The sequence below is a fragment of the Thermoplasmata archaeon genome, assembly GCA_038851035.1.
Lineage (GTDB): Archaea > Thermoplasmatota > DTKX01 > VGTL01 > VGTL01 > JAWCLH01.
In genome coordinates, this window is record JAWCLH010000011.1 from 52,032 (window position 1) to 66,186 (window position 14,155).

The 14,155-nt window shown below is 63.9% G+C and carries 11 protein-coding genes; 4 read left to right on the forward strand and 7 right to left on the reverse strand.

What is annotated here, in order from left to right; genetic code table 11:
• Positions 1-18: 18 nt before the first annotated feature.
• The 3 genes from QW379_05130 to QW379_05140 are packed head-to-tail and all read right to left on the reverse strand — an operon-like array spanning position 19 to position 5,365.
• Positions 19-543, reverse strand: coding sequence for a hypothetical protein (locus tag QW379_05130; protein MEM2869787.1), 525 nt, complete (start codon positions 541-543; stop codon positions 19-21).
• A gap of 17 nt (positions 544-560) precedes the next feature.
• Positions 561-2,528 carry a tripartite tricarboxylate transporter permease gene (locus tag QW379_05135; protein MEM2869788.1) on the reverse strand — a complete coding sequence of 656 codons (1,968 nt, stop codon included), beginning with the start codon at positions 2,526-2,528 and terminating at the stop codon, positions 561-563.
• Positions 2,529-2,581: 53 nt separating this feature from the next.
• The gene (locus QW379_05140) at positions 2,582-5,365 is read right to left on the reverse strand and encodes a PKD domain-containing protein (protein MEM2869789.1); all 2,784 of its coding nucleotides are present in this window, start codon (positions 5,363-5,365) and stop codon (positions 2,582-2,584) included.
• Between the two features lie 94 nt (positions 5,366-5,459).
• Here QW379_05140 and QW379_05145 point away from each other — a divergent pair, with 94 nt between their 5' ends.
• Positions 5,460-6,053 (forward strand): hypothetical protein, encoded by a 594-nt coding sequence (locus tag QW379_05145; GenBank protein ID MEM2869790.1) that lies wholly within the window; start codon positions 5,460-5,462, stop codon positions 6,051-6,053.
• 1 nt (position 6,054) lies between these two features.
• Here the strand turns inward: QW379_05145 and QW379_05150 are convergent, their stop codons facing one another.
• From QW379_05150 to QW379_05160, 3 genes are all read right to left on the reverse strand, one after another.
• Complete coding sequence (locus QW379_05150) at positions 6,055-6,543, reverse strand: C-GCAxxG-C-C family protein (protein MEM2869791.1); 489 nt, start codon at positions 6,541-6,543, stop codon at positions 6,055-6,057.
• 118 nt (positions 6,544-6,661) lie between these two features.
• Positions 6,662-7,741 (reverse strand): radical SAM protein, encoded by a 1,080-nt coding sequence (locus tag QW379_05155; GenBank protein ID MEM2869792.1) that lies wholly within the window; start codon positions 7,739-7,741, stop codon positions 6,662-6,664.
• A gap of 51 nt (positions 7,742-7,792) precedes the next feature.
• Positions 7,793-9,967, reverse strand: coding sequence for a hypothetical protein (locus QW379_05160; GenBank protein MEM2869793.1), 2,175 nt, complete (start codon positions 9,965-9,967; stop codon positions 7,793-7,795).
• Between the two features lie 82 nt (positions 9,968-10,049).
• On the opposite strand from QW379_05160, the gene deoC reads away from it, so the two are divergent.
• Positions 10,050-10,724 carry a deoxyribose-phosphate aldolase gene (gene deoC / locus QW379_05165; GenBank protein ID MEM2869794.1) on the forward strand — a complete coding sequence of 225 codons (675 nt, stop codon included), beginning with the start codon at positions 10,050-10,052 and terminating at the stop codon, positions 10,722-10,724.
• A 236-nt stretch (positions 10,725-10,960) separates the two neighbouring features.
• On the opposite strand, the gene QW379_05170 is transcribed toward deoC, so the two are convergent.
• A complete protein-coding gene (locus QW379_05170) occupies positions 10,961-11,860 on the reverse strand; it encodes a hypothetical protein (GenBank protein MEM2869795.1) in 900 nt (299 codons plus the stop codon).
• 237 nt (positions 11,861-12,097) lie between these two features.
• Here QW379_05170 and aspS point away from each other — a divergent pair, with 237 nt between their 5' ends.
• Positions 12,098-13,405, forward strand: a complete 1,308-nt coding sequence (gene aspS, locus QW379_05175; GenBank protein ID MEM2869796.1) for an aspartate--tRNA(Asn) ligase — start codon at positions 12,098-12,100, stop codon at positions 13,403-13,405.
• Between the two features lie 50 nt (positions 13,406-13,455).
• Positions 13,456-14,133 (forward strand): hypothetical protein, encoded by a 678-nt coding sequence (locus QW379_05180; GenBank protein MEM2869797.1) that lies wholly within the window; start codon positions 13,456-13,458, stop codon positions 14,131-14,133.
• Positions 14,134-14,155 lie beyond the last annotated feature (22 nt).

Here is a 14,155-nt window from a genome sequence, read left to right on the forward strand (position 1 = left end):
CAAATCGGTGGTAGGGCCTCATGAGAACGCCATCGCGATAGCCGTCGCAGCGAGGCCCGACGCGGAGAGGGCGGCGTTCAATGCCGGGCTCCGGTCGCCCAAACGCGAGAGCGAGAGCGCCCGCCAGCCGCACCACGGCGTCGGGAGTGCCCCCGCGGCAGTGGGCATCAGAAACCTCCTTCCTCCGTGCTCCAGCACACTCTCGGGCGGATAGGGAGCGAGCCAGCTCTCCGGCGAGAGCGCCCGGGGCCACAGGAATATACCCTCGGCAGTGAAAGCATCGGCGGCGAGGTGCGACGAGAATGCTGAGAGGGAGGCGATGGCGGCCTCCCGGATTGAGCCGGGAGAGATGGCCGACGCGACGGTGCAGATGACGAGGCTCCAGGTTGCGGCCGCCGGAATCGAGTGGCCGAGGGGGGTCCTGGTCGGCGGAAGGGGCGTCCTGTCGAGCTCGATGAGCACGGAAACTATGCCCGAGAAAAAGACGGTGCCGGAGACCGGGGGGAGGCCCCATAGGGCGCGGATTCCGGCGGAGAACGCCACCGCCGCGAGGGCGTGGGCTACAGCCCCAGGAATGACATCACCCCCGCGTCGGCGCCGAGGAAGAAGAGAATCACCGGCAGGAGAATCGCGCCCATCAGATGGACCCTCCTGACGCCCGCGAGGGGCGGAATCAGGCCTAGACAGAGCGCAACCGCGGCAACTGCGAGACCGGCCACCCCCGAGAACACGAGCATGAGCGACACGAGCAGGGCCGCCACGCAGAGCTGGAGCTTCCTATACGGGACCCTCTCGTATACGCGCGCAAGCGCTCTTCCAACAATCAGCGTCAGAGGGAGCGCAAGCGCTGCCCCGACGGCGGCGGAGAATATAAGGAGCGCGAAGGCGCGGGGCATCGAGGCTGCGGGCCACCAGGGCTCCAGAGAACCCTCGAGAACCATCCGCGTCAGATGAAGTGCTCCGCTGCGCGCCCTCAGAATCACGAAAAGCGCGACGATATTGAAAAACGCGTTCGCCACGCTCACCGCGGACAGTGATATCAGGAACTCCCTCGCGTCATCGCCTCTGTGGAGAGAGCCCTCTCGCGACCGACCCCTCCCGGCCTCCTTTCCCTTTCTGGCACCCCCTTCCCCGACACCTACAAACCCATACCCCTTTCCACCATTGTTCGAGCCGTTGTTCTCATTACCTGCATGTCTTCCGTCAATGCTCGGGCCGCTGCCGTCGCCCATTTCTCCCCTCTCACATCCCTCACCGCCTGTCATTAGCCTCGCTATCACCGAGCCGTGGGCCGAGGTCATGCCGGGATACCAGCCGATGAGTCCCCCCGCGAGTGTGCCGGTGAGAATCGCCAGAAGCCTTCTCCGGAGGGGAAGAGGCGTCTCCAGCGTTCTCTGTGGCGGTGTGGCGGGAGCGTCCAGGGCACCTAGGAGGAGGGCGGGCATGCCGAAGAGACCGCAGAGGAGCGGGAAGAGCATGACGCCCTCAGGAATCGGGGGAGCGCCGAGCAGGTACCAGTTGCGCGAGCCCACCCTCCCTCCGCCAAGCACGACAAGCCCGAGAAATCCGGAGGCGAGAAAGAACGCGGCCGCAAGCAGCCTCCGGCCGATTCCCCAGCCGCCTTCAAGCGCCCGCGCCACCCTGCCCTCGACGATAACGATCTCCCCGACCCGGAGCCCATCAGCTAACGACTCCCTGCCCTCCGGAACGAGCACCTCGACTGCTCCCCCTTCCTCGACGACGAAAGAGACCCCTCCATTAATACGCTTCACCTCCGACACAACCCCGGCGAGCCTGACCATTCCGCCGATGTGCGCGGGGACAGCCCAAGGCCTCACATCAACTACGCCCACCTTCTCGAGCCATTCCCCGCCTCCCGAGAGAGCAAGGGAGGCGCTGGCCACACGCTCGAGAACCAGCGCGCACCGGTGCGCCGGTTCCGCCGGGCCGTAGCGACTCGAGGAGGCGTTTTTGAGCGCCAGTTCCCTGGCCTGACGAGCCGCGGGGGACGGAGGCTCGCTGACGATAAGAACGACCGCTATTAGAATCAAAATGAGGGCCAGGCAGGGCCTGAGCCTCTCATAGGCCTCCACTGGGTCCCCCATGAGAAGCCTGAAGATGGGGAGGGCTAAGAGGCTCGCCGCAAGACCTCCGGCGCAGCCCGTGAGCGAGCACCTGACGGCCTCGAGCCCCCTGCCCTCGAGCAGCATCCTGTGGGCCGGGAGGACCGAGAGGGTCCTTGCAGGGTCCGGCGCACCGAGGAAAACCGAGGGCAGGAGGCTGGTGAATGTGTGGGCGATGACGGCGGAGACCATGACCGATGCCACGAGCAGGGGCCCCTCTGGACCGGCGGCGCCGAGCCACGCCACGAGCGCTACCAGTGCCCCACTCAAAGCAGCCGAGGACCCTGCGATCAAATAGGCGAGGTTGTTGATATGGAGCCCCGGGACAAGGCCGGCGGCGGCCCCCGCAAGAGCTCCTATAACCGAGGCGAGCAGGACAGAAACCAGGAGGGCAACGGGCTCCACAAGGCTCCCGAAGCGGGCCGGGGGTATTTCAAAGCCCCGTGGTAGGTACCAGCTCACATTTCATAGAGCCGGACGTATGCCGCCGCCTCCGTTTCCAGCCACTCCGCCAGCAAAATCTCCAGGGGTGCGTCACCGTCGCAATCAACGAGAAGAAATCCGGCGGTGATTTCGTGGAGTCCGGTGGCATTGGCGATTTCTTTCTTCCCCACTCCCGAGAAAACCCTGAGCGTTGTGTTGGCGCCACCGCTCTCGCTCCAGCTCCCCACGCAGGCCGCCACCAGCTCCGCCACCCCGTCTCCGTTCACGTCGCCCGCGGCGAGCCAAGAGACCTGGCCGACGTCGCCGGTCCTCCAGAGCTCTATCCAGTCGCTCCCGAAAACGACGACCCTGCCCCTGAAATCACCCTCGTCGTTCTCGCTCTCGACCACGCCCGCGCAGAGCTCGGGCCCGGCCCGGCCGTCAATGTCCGCGGCAAGAAGGGCTGTCACGCCGCCGATGTTGGCGGACCTCCAATTGACCGTCATCCCTGGGTCTAGGGCGTAGACGCAGCCCCTGTAGGAACCCGTGGTGTCGTCGCGCTCCGATTCACCCACCAGCACCTCCATCACACCGTCGCCGTTGAGGTCGGCCAGTGCAAATGCGCTGGGCAGGACCCCCCTCAGCTCGCCCTTGATCACCGGCTCGCCAGTCACCCATTCGAAGCCGGAGACGTTGCACACAACGCCCGCAATAGTGAAGCCGCTCACCGTGGCGAGGGCGATTTCAACGGCGGCGTCCCCGTCAATATTCTCCGCGGCGGCCAGGAGCGTCAGGCCCCAGCCGGTACTATTCCATATCTGATTGAGACTCCGGTCGTAGGCCGCCAGCCCTCCCCTGAGTCTCATCCCCCCACCCGCGAGGTCAATGGATGTGGTTTGAATGTATCCGGCCAGAATCTCCTTCCGGAGGTCTAGGTCCAGGTCGGCGACCAGGACGCTCGTTACGGCCCCCGGCATCGCCGCCTGTTGCTCCAAGGAGTGGGTTGCGCCGTCGAAAATTTGGATCGCGCCCTCCTCGACCATCCCATACGGGTCAGCAGTGACGCGGAGTTCCAGTCCGACAATGAGTTCCAAGGCTGGGTCGTCGTCAAGGCTTACCGCCATTAGCGCCGAAGGCTCCCCGATGTCCTCGCTCCTCCACTCCTCCTGACGGGTCGCGAGGTCGTAGATGACCACGCGGCCGTGGGCGACGCCGCTCTCGTCCACGCCGGCCCCGAGCGCAACCACGAGTTCCCTGTGGCCGTCAGCGTCCAAGTCCTCTATGAGCATGTGGACAATGTGCTCCGTGAAGGCCCCCAGCGCCCAGACCCGGGAGAGCCCCGGGAGCACGGTCACATTCACGGATGCGGTGGAACAGGCGCCCCAGGGGTCCCGGACGGTGACACTGACCCTGAACCTCCCAGGCTCGATGTAAGAGTGGCTCACCCTCGCCCCTTCCGCCCCGCTGCCGTCGCCCAGGTCCCACTCGAACCTCAGCTCCTCCCCGTCCGGGTCGCTGGAGGCGCTGGCGTCGAAGAGGAACGGGGCGCCCGAGGGGCCCTCATCCGGGCTCGCCGAGACCCGCGCCGTCGGAGGCCGGTTCACGTTCGTCACGGTGATGTTCCAGGCAGTGGAGGCGTTGAGTCTCCCGTCGGAGACCACGACCTTCAGAGAGTATCTCCCGCTCGAGGTGTAGTTGGTTATGAAAGTGTAGTGGCTCTCCTGAGGGGAGCCCACGGGGGCGCCGTTGAGGCTCCAGCTGTAACTCAATGGGTCGCCGTCAGGGTCGAGGGCGGTGACGGTGAAGAGCTGTGCGGAGTTCTCGGGGAGGCTGAAGTCCCTCTCCGGGTTGTAGCTCACTATCTCCGGGGGCAGGTTCGTGTTCCTGACGGTGATGTTCCACGAGTGGGAGGCGCTCTCGCTCCCGTCCGAGAAGGTCACGCGGGCCCTGTGGACGCCGCTGGAGCGGTAGTCGGGCCGGTAGATGAGCTCCGCCTGAGGCCCCGTGCCGTTGCTCCTAACGCCCTCGTCCACCACCCAGACCCAGCTCAGGATGTCGCCATCCGCGTCGGAGGCCGAGGCCCTCAGCGCCACCGTCTCTCCCTCGGCCATCGTGACGTCCATGAGGGGGTCCACCGTCTCTATCTTCGGCGGGCGGTTCACGTTCCTGACCGTCAGCCTCCATGAGGCGGAGGCCGAGGCCTTTCCGTCGCTGACGGAGGCCCGGATTTCGTAGACACCCTGGCTCTTATAATCGGAGACGAAGGTGTACCTACTCCCGTTCCCGACCGGTTTCGAGCCGACAAACCATGAATAGGCGAGCTCGTCGAGGTTCGGGTCGGAGGCGTTGACGCCGAAGGTCAGGTTACGGCCCTCGTCAATCGCCACGAGCTCGCTCGCGGGAAAGAAGGACTCGATTACGGGCGGTCCGTTGTAGACGGTGATGGTCAGGGTGTCGGTGTCGCTCAGCTTCCCGTCGGACACCGTCAGCACCACCTGGAAGGAGCCGTCCTCGAAGTAGTTGTGGACGACCGACGGGGCTTCGACGGGCGGCGTCCCGTCCCCGAAATCCCAGACGAAGCCCAGCGGGTCTCCGTCCGGGTCCGTGGACCCGGTGCCGTCCAGGGAGACGTCGAAGTTGTGGAGAATTCTCGTGGCGCTCGCGCTGATGCGGGCGATGGGCGGGTTGTTGGTCGGGATGGTTCCGTGGGGCGTGGGGGCGGGGCCCTCCCCCCTCCTCAGAAGCAGGTAGGCCGCCGGGACGGCAACCGCCGCGACGACGAGGACAGCGAGTAGCGTCGCGAGAGCCTTTCTCTTCATCAAACCGCACCCGGATTCCCATCCGGCTACGGTTTTATTAACCTTTTGGCCGAAACAGATTTCATCACCCACTCGCATTCGGCTGGCGAGTACAATGGCGATAAGGGACGGCATCGCGCTGGATATTGACACGACCCGCGCGGCGGAGCCGACCGGCAGGGGGCGCGGGGCGATGGCAGGCGGCGGGGCCGGAGTCCCGAGGCCAGCGAGGGCCTCGCGAGTTGCGGGAGCGGTAGTCGCGGTCGTAGCTCTGGTTTTGGCCTCCGTGCTGGCCTACTACAGCCTCAGGAAGCCGCCGGAGGAGGAGCCGCGGCTCGAGCTCAAGCTCCAGAAGGAGAGCTTCTCGGCCGGCGATGTCGTCTCTGTGGAGGTCTGGCTGGACAACACCCGGGGTGGGGCCTGGAGGCACGTTCTGCCCTCTCCACAGCCATTCAGACTTGAGGTCCACAACTGGAGCGGCGGTGTGGTGGTGAACCACGATACGGGCGCGGAGCCGTCGGAGACGGAGCTGAGGGTGCTGGCCGGGGAGAGAAAGCTGCTCGGCACCTTCCTGTGGAACCAGAGCGTCCGGGTGGTGACCGACGGGAACGAGACCTGGGAGAGGGTGCCAGTGGGCGAGTACAGCGTGCTCGCTTGGCTGAATGGGAGGTTCGACATCCGGGCGGAGAAGAGGATCACGCTCGTCTAACTCATTTCAAGTCATATCTCCCCTCTGCCTCCCTCTCCACGATGTCCGCCAGAATCTCCACCGCGCCCCTCACGAAGTCCGGACAGACGGTCGTGAAGAGCCGCCTCTTCTTCGCCTCTATCCTGCCCCTCGCGGTGCTGATGTCGCAGCCCAGCAGCCCGCTACAGAGCGTCGAGCCGAAGCGCTTTGTGAACTCGGACGTGAAGTCTTGCACCATTGCGTAGACCCTGTCAATGTGGCGGTGGTCGCCACCCGCGTCCCTCCCGAAGAGCAGGCCGAGGCCCATCAGCGCCCCGCTGACCGCGCCGCACGGCCCCCCCGTTCGGGCCATCCCGCCGCCGAAGGGCGTGGCGGCTCTCGGGAAGCACCCCTCCCCCACGCTGAAATGCTCCGCCACAGCCTTCGTGACGGACTCTGCGCAGTTAAGAAGCTCCTCGAAGTTCTTCCCGGCCAGGCCGACGAGTTCCTCCCTGTCAACCCTGTACGACATTTCCTCCACTCCCCAGCCGTCCTCCGACGGTTATTGAGTGCCCCTCCCCATCTCCTCCTCTACCCATGCTAACCCCGAGGTCTCATCCTCGGCTGGCGGCCCCCTCTGGGAGACGCCCTCAGACCCTCCCGTGCTTCCTGAATGTATTGACCCACTCGATGAGGTCGCCCATGTGGCGCAGGGGCTCGCCAAGAACCTTGCTCGGCTCGACGATGCAGTGCATGTAACAAGTCGAGCAGTTCTCGACCTTCTTCCTTGCCTCGACCACCTCCGGCGAGAACCAGAAGTCCTTGAGCCTCCTTCCATCGAGGAGGGAGTAGAACCTCGTGTGGGGCGAGTCCCAGCAGGGTATCGCCACCTCACCGGTCTTGTTCACGCAGCAGAACAAGTAGGGGTAGCAGCGGTAGCTGAAATCGCCCGTGATGAAGGTCCTCAAGTAGGATTTGCAGGTCAGAATCGGGTACTTCTTCTTCATCTCGATGAGCCGGGGCACGAGCCTCCTCACGTCCTCGCTCCTGGTCCTCCAGTCCATCTTCGACGGGTCGTAGCGGGAGCCTTCCACAGTCAGGGTGGTCCAGTAATCGTGGAAGGTGGCGAAGTCCAGGAGGATGCCATTCACGCCCAGCCCTGTCACGAATTTCACAACCTCCGGCACCTCGTCCAGATTTGCAGCGCAAATCACCGTGTTGACCAGAATTGCGCAACCGTTGCTCTTTCCCGCCCTCACCGCCTCTCGAATTCCTTCGACGACCTCATCGTACTTATCCACACCACGAATCTCCTTGTACTTCTCGGGGTTCAGAGTGTCCAGCGACACCACAATTACATCGATTGCCCTCGTGTAGGTGTCGGCGTTGTCCGCAAGAGTTATGCCGTTGGTGCTGACCTGGCTTATTACATTGAGCTTCCGGGCGTGCAGGCCCAGCTCGACGAGGTCATTTCGGAGCGTGGGCTCGCCCCCTAGGAAGGAGAAGGCTATTATGTCGAACTCGGCGAATTGGTCAATTATCGAGCAGAACTGCTCCGTTGTCATCTCGCCCTTCTTGAGCTCCGGTCTCTCGTTGCCTATCGGGCAGAATGTGCACTTTGAGTTGCACCGCCTCGTTGCCTCTATTGACCCGAAGAAGGGCCTCTTCCTCGAACTCACCCGGTTGTGGAAGAAGGTCCCCAGGAACTTGCGTGTATTGCTCTTGGGCATTTCGTGAGCAGGAATAGGGGTGGAGGAGATAGGCTTTTCGCACCCTTCGGCTCACTGCCCGGGCCGCAGCCTCCGGCGCACGATGACAATCAGGAGGACAGCGCCCGTGACTAGCAGGGTTTCAAACCCCGGCGCGCCACCACCGGTCTGCGAGGGCGCGGCCCTGACCGTGAACGAGCGCTCCTCGGATCTATTGCTCTTTCCTGATTCTGAATATGCGGTCACGAAGTACTTCACTTCCGATTTTGCCTTAAATGGCCCGAGCTGGATGACGAAAGTTGTCCCGTTCCTGCTCATCCTCTCCGGGCCATGGCTCACGCCGTTCTCAATATAGGTGACCTCGGCCCGTGAGACCGAGGTGCCCGAGACAACAGCTGTTATTGTCACGACGTCCTTCGATGTGGGGGAGTTCGGGAAGTGGCTCACCATGGTTATCCTCAATGGCTCCTCCGGAAGCTGGACCTCGATAATCAGTCGGGCCTCGGCCCTCTGGGTCGTGTCGCCGCGCGAGGTTGCCCTGACATTCACTATATACTCCGCCGCGCCCGCTGAGGAGGGGACATCTACCCTCACACTAACGAAGCCCTCCTCAGAGGGGCCTAGCCGCAGCGAGATCGGGGAGACTAGTGCCCACCCGCTGGCGTTCCCCGTCTTGGAGAGGTCGAAGATGTCCTCCGCGCTCCCGGTGTTGGTCACAATCAGGTCGAAGGAGGCCGAGCCCCCTGGCGCCACCGTCCTCCCCATTTCCGCCGGCTGAATTTTCACGCCGTAAGATGGCGCGGCCTGGCCCGAGACCCTGACCCTCGCCCTGGCCTCGCTGTATTTTGACGGGTCGGCCCTTGAGGTTCCCCTGACGGTGTAGTCGTAGTCGCCCGTGTTGGCGTCACCCGGAACGGTAACGGTCAGTGTCGTGTAGTCTTCCTCCCCGGCCCCGAGCTGGAGGGATGTGCGGCTGAGCTGGGCCCACGTAGGCTCGTCCCCGCGGAGCTGGAGGTCGATTGTGTCTGGCTCGGTCCCGGTGTTCTTTACCTTTATCTGGAAGGTCGGAGCCTCACCGGCCCTGACGCTCTGCTCCGCGCTCGAGGGGCTCAGTGAGACGCCGTAGTAGACCTCCTCGGGCACCTTCACCCGCACCGTGACCTGATCGCTCTTGCCTGGGTCCTCTCTCGAAGTTCCCTTGACGGTGAACTGGTAGCCCCCCGGAGCGGTACCCGCGGGCACGCTCACTCCGACATTGACGGTGGTCTCCTGAAGAGGGGCCAGCGTGACGGAGGACTGCGGGAGTGAGGCCCAGGACGCAGCCGGTCCCGAGAGGGAGAGCTGCACCGTCTCAATGTAGGCGCCTGTGTTCTTGACCCGCACCTCTGCCTCTCCGGCCTGTCCTGCGCGGAGCTCGAGGGTCTGCTCCCCGGGCTCCAAATCGACCTGATACGAACCCCCGATCGGCATCGTGAATGCCCTCGATTGAAGGACGGATCTAGTAGCATCCGACTGGAGAACCACGGCGACGCCGACGTTAAATGGGTTCCAGGAAGGGTCGAGCTCGATGTTCACCGTCGCCCGGGCCCAGCCGCCGGGCTGGAAGACCGCGCCGGTCAGGGCCTGCTCGTGCACCTGCCGCCTGACCACATATCTGTGGATGTTCACCCCGCTGGTCCCTGCATAGACCACAGCGTCCTCGTAGAGGAATGAGTAGACCTTCAGGAGGGTGTTTGGAGTGGTCTCCTTGAAGGAGACGTTGTACTGCAGAATTGCTGCGTGGCTACCGTTCTGAGTGAGGTTCCCGGCAATCGCGACCGGGGAGCTCTCGTTCAGGCGGGCGTCAATAGCGTCCTTGTAAGTCCGGTAGGAGACGCTCTCGTTAGTCGTGTCCACCGAATGCGGCTCCCCGTCGACCTGACCCCTCGGGGTACTCAGGACTGCGTAGTATCTGTACCTGTCCTGCGACTGGGGGCAGGCCAGCGGGTCCCCTGAGGGGAACCACTCTAAAATCACCAGCCTGTCCCGGCTGTACTCGGAGGCGAGCCTGTGGGTGGCGTTCTCGTCATCCGCGCAGGCGGTATTGTTGACGGCCGTGAAGAGTTCGAAAAGAACTGTGCGCGGCTCCGCCCGGGGGTGGGCCCCGCCCTCGTCCGACGCGAAACATACCGGCAGGGCCGCCGTGCAGAGTAGCAGGGCGGCGGCAATCGCTATTCTCCTCATGCTGAATCCGACCTCCCTCATCATATTTTCCACGCGGGTGCATTAACTTTATGGTATACTATATTACTGGCTACACATCCTACATCGATTCGGCGGTGGGAAAATGATGATAACGCGCCAGCAATTGGCTGCCATGATAGACTACACCCTCCTTGCGCCCGAGGCCGGACGCGAGGACGTAAAGAGGCTCTGCGAGGAGGCCCGGAGGTACGAATTCGGGCACGTCTGCGTCAACCCACGCAACGTCGCGCTGGCTTCGGCCCTCCTCCGCGGAAGCGGGGTGGGCGTCTGCTCCGTCGTCGGCTTTCCGCTCGGAGCAACCCTCCCAGAAATCAAGGCAGCCGAGGCGCGAAGGGTCGTGGAGCTCGGTGCGAGCGAGGTGGACATGGTCCTTGACGTCGCTGCTCTGAAGGACGGGGAGGACTTCAGGGTGGTCGAGGACATCGCGGGCGTGGTCAGGGCCGCCTCGGTCGCTGTGAAGGTGATTCTTGAGACATGCTTGCTCACGGAGGAGGAGAAGAGGAGGGCCTGTGCTCTCGCGCTCGAGGGGGGGGCGGCCTTTGTGAAGACCTCCACGGGCTTCGGGCGGGCAGGAGCAACGGTGGACGACGTGAAGCTGATGCGCTCCGTCGTGGGTGACAGGGCAGGGGTGAAGGCGGCCGGCGGAATTCGGAGCTTCGACACCGCCTGCGAGATGATAAGGGCGGGCGCGACCAGAATAGGCACGAGCCACGGCCCCGCGATTCTCAATGGCTGGAGGCCCGTGGACGCGCTCATGTAACTCCATCGACCCCTGGGGGACTAGGGCGCCAGCTCGGCAACAGGCCCCGCGACCCTTTGCTCGGCGCCTGCCCTACTCTCCCAGCGGCCCCCGGTCCGGGGTTCAGCGGCCAACCCTGCGCGCGCCCAGCCACCGGCCGCCCCCTCCCATCAGCTCCCCTCTTCCCCCCATCCTCACCAAGTCAAGCGACTGGTCATTCGCCTGCCGTCTCAGCAGGGCGAGTGGCGGGGACGGGCTCAGTCAATAATCTTGAGGAGCTCCTCCACCCTAACTTTCCGCTCCAGCGTGGCCCCGCTCGCGCGCTTGTGGCCCCCACCCCCGAGCCACCTCGCGAGCTTCAGGACATCGTAGTCCTTCTGCGTCCTGAACTCGCAGCGAGTCATCGAGGGCATCCGGTTGATGACAATAACCACGTCGAAGGGCGCCTGGGGATGGGTCAGGAGGCTCCGGGTCACGAGATAGACGGGGAGGGGATCCGACGACTCCACTACGGCCACCTTTCGTTGACTGACCTCGTGAACCTGAACAAGCTCCAGTGCCCTTGCCTCGACCTTTTTCGCGAAGGCGGCGTACTCTTCGAGGAGGGGGTTGTATTCCTCTTTCATAACCTCCCCAGGTCCGTTGATTGCGAGCTTGCGGGCGAGTTCCTGAAGACTTTTCGCGACCGCGTCCCAGTCGTCCTTCCCTTTGTAGGCGTCGACAAGGTCCCTGAGCCTCTGCGCCATGGGGCTCTCGATTTTGCCTTGGTCAATCTCCTCCGCGATCCCCTCAAAGCCGCTGGTTATCTTCAGGTATTTCGCCACGAGCTGGGCAGCGCTGGGAGCCTCGGGGTCGTTGAGGACCTCCAGCCTCTCGTGTTTGAAGTCACCGACGTCCCAGCTGTGGTGGTCAACCCAGACCGCTTTATCGAAAACCAGCGAGGCGATGAGGGCCTCCCTAGTTGGGGCGAGGTCGAAAACATAGATAATCTCATTCTGCTCGTCGTCCTCGTCTATCGCGGAGGCGAGGGTGCTGAAAAGTCGCGAGGGGGAGGAGAAGAAGACCCTGCACGGCTGCTCGGGGCCCGCGCTCTTCAGGAATGTGGCCAGGCAGAGGATGCCGTCCGAGTCGGTGTGGGTGACGACCGTCGGTGGCATTGGGATGGAATAAGCGGATGGGTATTTGACGGTTTTCCCAGTACCGCCACCGCTCTCCAGCCGGCTCGCCGGATTCCGTCCTCCACCAATGATGGGCATTTGCGCCTCCACGATACAATAATAACCCACGAGTGAGTTACGAGCTAGCCGAGGCTCGGGCCCTACGGCGTGGGCCAGTGCTGCTCGAGGGGCCCCGGGCCGAAGGAAGGCGCGGGTGGCTGCCGGAGGAGCGGTAGCGTGAAGGAATGGCTGAGGGAGCGGGTCTACAGCGGGGCGCTCGGGCCGACGCGTGACGGCTCGAGGGTCGTGGTCGCGGGCTGGCTGCAGGAGCTCAGGAATCTCGGCGGAATCGCCTTCCTCCAGCTGCGCGACAGGGAGGGCACGGTCCAGCTCACGCTGGTGAAGAAGGAGAACCGGGAGCTCTTCAAGCGCCTCACCACCCTCAATAGGGAGAGCGTTGTTGCCGCGGCATGCGTGCTCAGGGCCAACCCGGAGGCCCCGCGTGGCTTCGAGCTCATTCCACAGGAGGTCGAGGTGATCTCCGAGGCCGCGGCGCCGCTCCCAATGGGCGTGGTCGACAGAGTTGGCGTCGAGCTCGACACACGCCTGACCAGCCGCTTCATTGACCTGCGCAGACCCGAGAGCTCTGCCGTCTTTAAAATCAGAGCTTCGATGCTCGCTGGAATAAGGGAGACATTAGAGCGCGAGGGTTTCATCGAGGTCCACACCCCCAAGCTCGTCGCCACCGCTACGGAGGGTGGAACCGCGCTGTTTCAGGTCCAGTACTTCGAAAGAAAGGCCTTCCTGAACCAGTCACCCCAGCTCTACAAGCAGATGCTGATGGCGACCGGGCTGGACAGGGTCTACGAGATCGGTCCCGCCTTCAGGGCCGAGGAGCACGACACCGTACGCCACCTGAACGAGTTCACCTCGGTGGATGCGGAGCTCGCCTTCGCGGATGAGGAAGACGCGATGGGCGTTCTGGAGAGGTGCCTTGCCGGAGCGATTCAAAGGGTGCTAGAGGAGAGGGGGAGAGAGCTCGAGACACTCAGGGTCTCTCTCGACAAGCCATCGGTCCCTTTGCCCCGTCTGCCCTACTCCAAATGCGCCCGGCTAGCTGAGGAGGCGGGGGCGGCGCTCGAGCCCGACGGGGACCTCGGCATGGAGGCCCTCCGGGCGGTCGGCGAGCAGCAGCGGGGCTTCTACTTCATCACCCGCTGGCCAGCCGCTCTCAAGCCATTCTACGCCCTCCCATTCGATGAAAAACCAGACGAGACCAGGAGCTTCGACCTCATGTTCCGCGAGAGGGAGCTGGCCTCCGGGGCCCAGAGGGTCCACGACGCCGCCCGGCTGGAGCAGCGCCTGAGAGAGAGCGGGCTCGACCCCTCAGGCTTCAGGTTCTATCTGGAGGCCTTTAGGTACGGAATGCCCCCCCACTCAGGCTGGGGGCTCGGGGCCGAGAGGGCGCTGATGGTACTGACGGACAGGGACAATATCCGTGAGTGCGCTCTATTCCCGAGGGATAGGTACCGTCTCACGCCTTAAGCCACTCCGCAATCTATTAATTCGCCCTCCCAGATATCCATGCGAGGGAGATGGCTGAGAGGAAAATCTCCACCACTAGCGAAATCAATCGGGCCCTCCTGAAGGAGCTCGAGGCCACGAGGAGCGTCCAGCTCACGAGGCTCACCGGGCAGCATTGCATCGCGATCGGCCTCCCCGCGGGTTACACCGTGCGGGTTGAGGGGAACGCAGGCGACTTCTTCGGCGCACTCAACAGCGGCGCCTCTCTCTCGCTTAACGGGAATGCGGGGCGCTTCTGCGGCGACAGCATGATATCGGGCGAGCTCATTGTTAACGGGGACTGCGGGAGCGGGGCCGGGCACTACATGCGCGGGGGCACCCTTGTGGTCAAGGGCGATTGTCGCGGCCCGGCAGGACAGATGATGCGGGGCGGGACACTCGTCATAGATGGGGCGGTCGGACGGGAGACCGGGAAGTACATGATGCTCGGCGAGCTCGTGGTCGTGGGCGACGCGGGCGAGCTCGTGGGAGAGAACATTATGGGCGGAGCGATATTTGTGCTCGGCGAGCCGGCGTCACTCGGCCTGAATGCACGCCTCTCGAAGCCCTCCCCCCAGGAGCTCGATAGGCTGAGGCAACTCCACCGGCTATACAAGTTCAGACGCGTCCAGAGCGACGAGGAATTCTTGGACTTCAAGAAAATATTCCCAGAGACCGCCCGACCCCTGATAGGGGAGGTGAGGATGTGACGAGCTCAGGCGGCTGGAAGAC

Coding starts and splice junctions, on each gene's coding strand:
- QW379_05155 (MEM2869792.1), bottom strand. CDS start 7,741: ATGCCCAAGAGCAATACACGCAAGTTCCTGGGGACCTTCTTCCACAAC.
- QW379_05145 (MEM2869790.1), top strand. CDS start 5,460: ATGGCGATAAGGGACGGCATCGCGCTGGATATTGACACGACCCGCGCG.
- QW379_05160 (MEM2869793.1), bottom strand. CDS start 9,967: ATGATGAGGGAGGTCGGATTCAGCATGAGGAGAATAGCGATTGCCGCC.
- deoC (MEM2869794.1), top strand. CDS start 10,050: ATGATAACGCGCCAGCAATTGGCTGCCATGATAGACTACACCCTCCTT.
- QW379_05170 (MEM2869795.1), bottom strand. CDS start 11,860: ATGCCACCGACGGTCGTCACCCACACCGACTCGGACGGCATCCTCTGC.
- QW379_05150 (MEM2869791.1), bottom strand. CDS start 6,543: ATGTCGTACAGGGTTGACAGGGAGGAACTCGTCGGCCTGGCCGGGAAG.
- QW379_05140 (MEM2869789.1), bottom strand. CDS start 5,365: ATGAAGAGAAAGGCTCTCGCGACGCTACTCGCTGTCCTCGTCGTCGCG.
- QW379_05180 (MEM2869797.1), top strand. CDS start 13,456: ATGGCTGAGAGGAAAATCTCCACCACTAGCGAAATCAATCGGGCCCTC.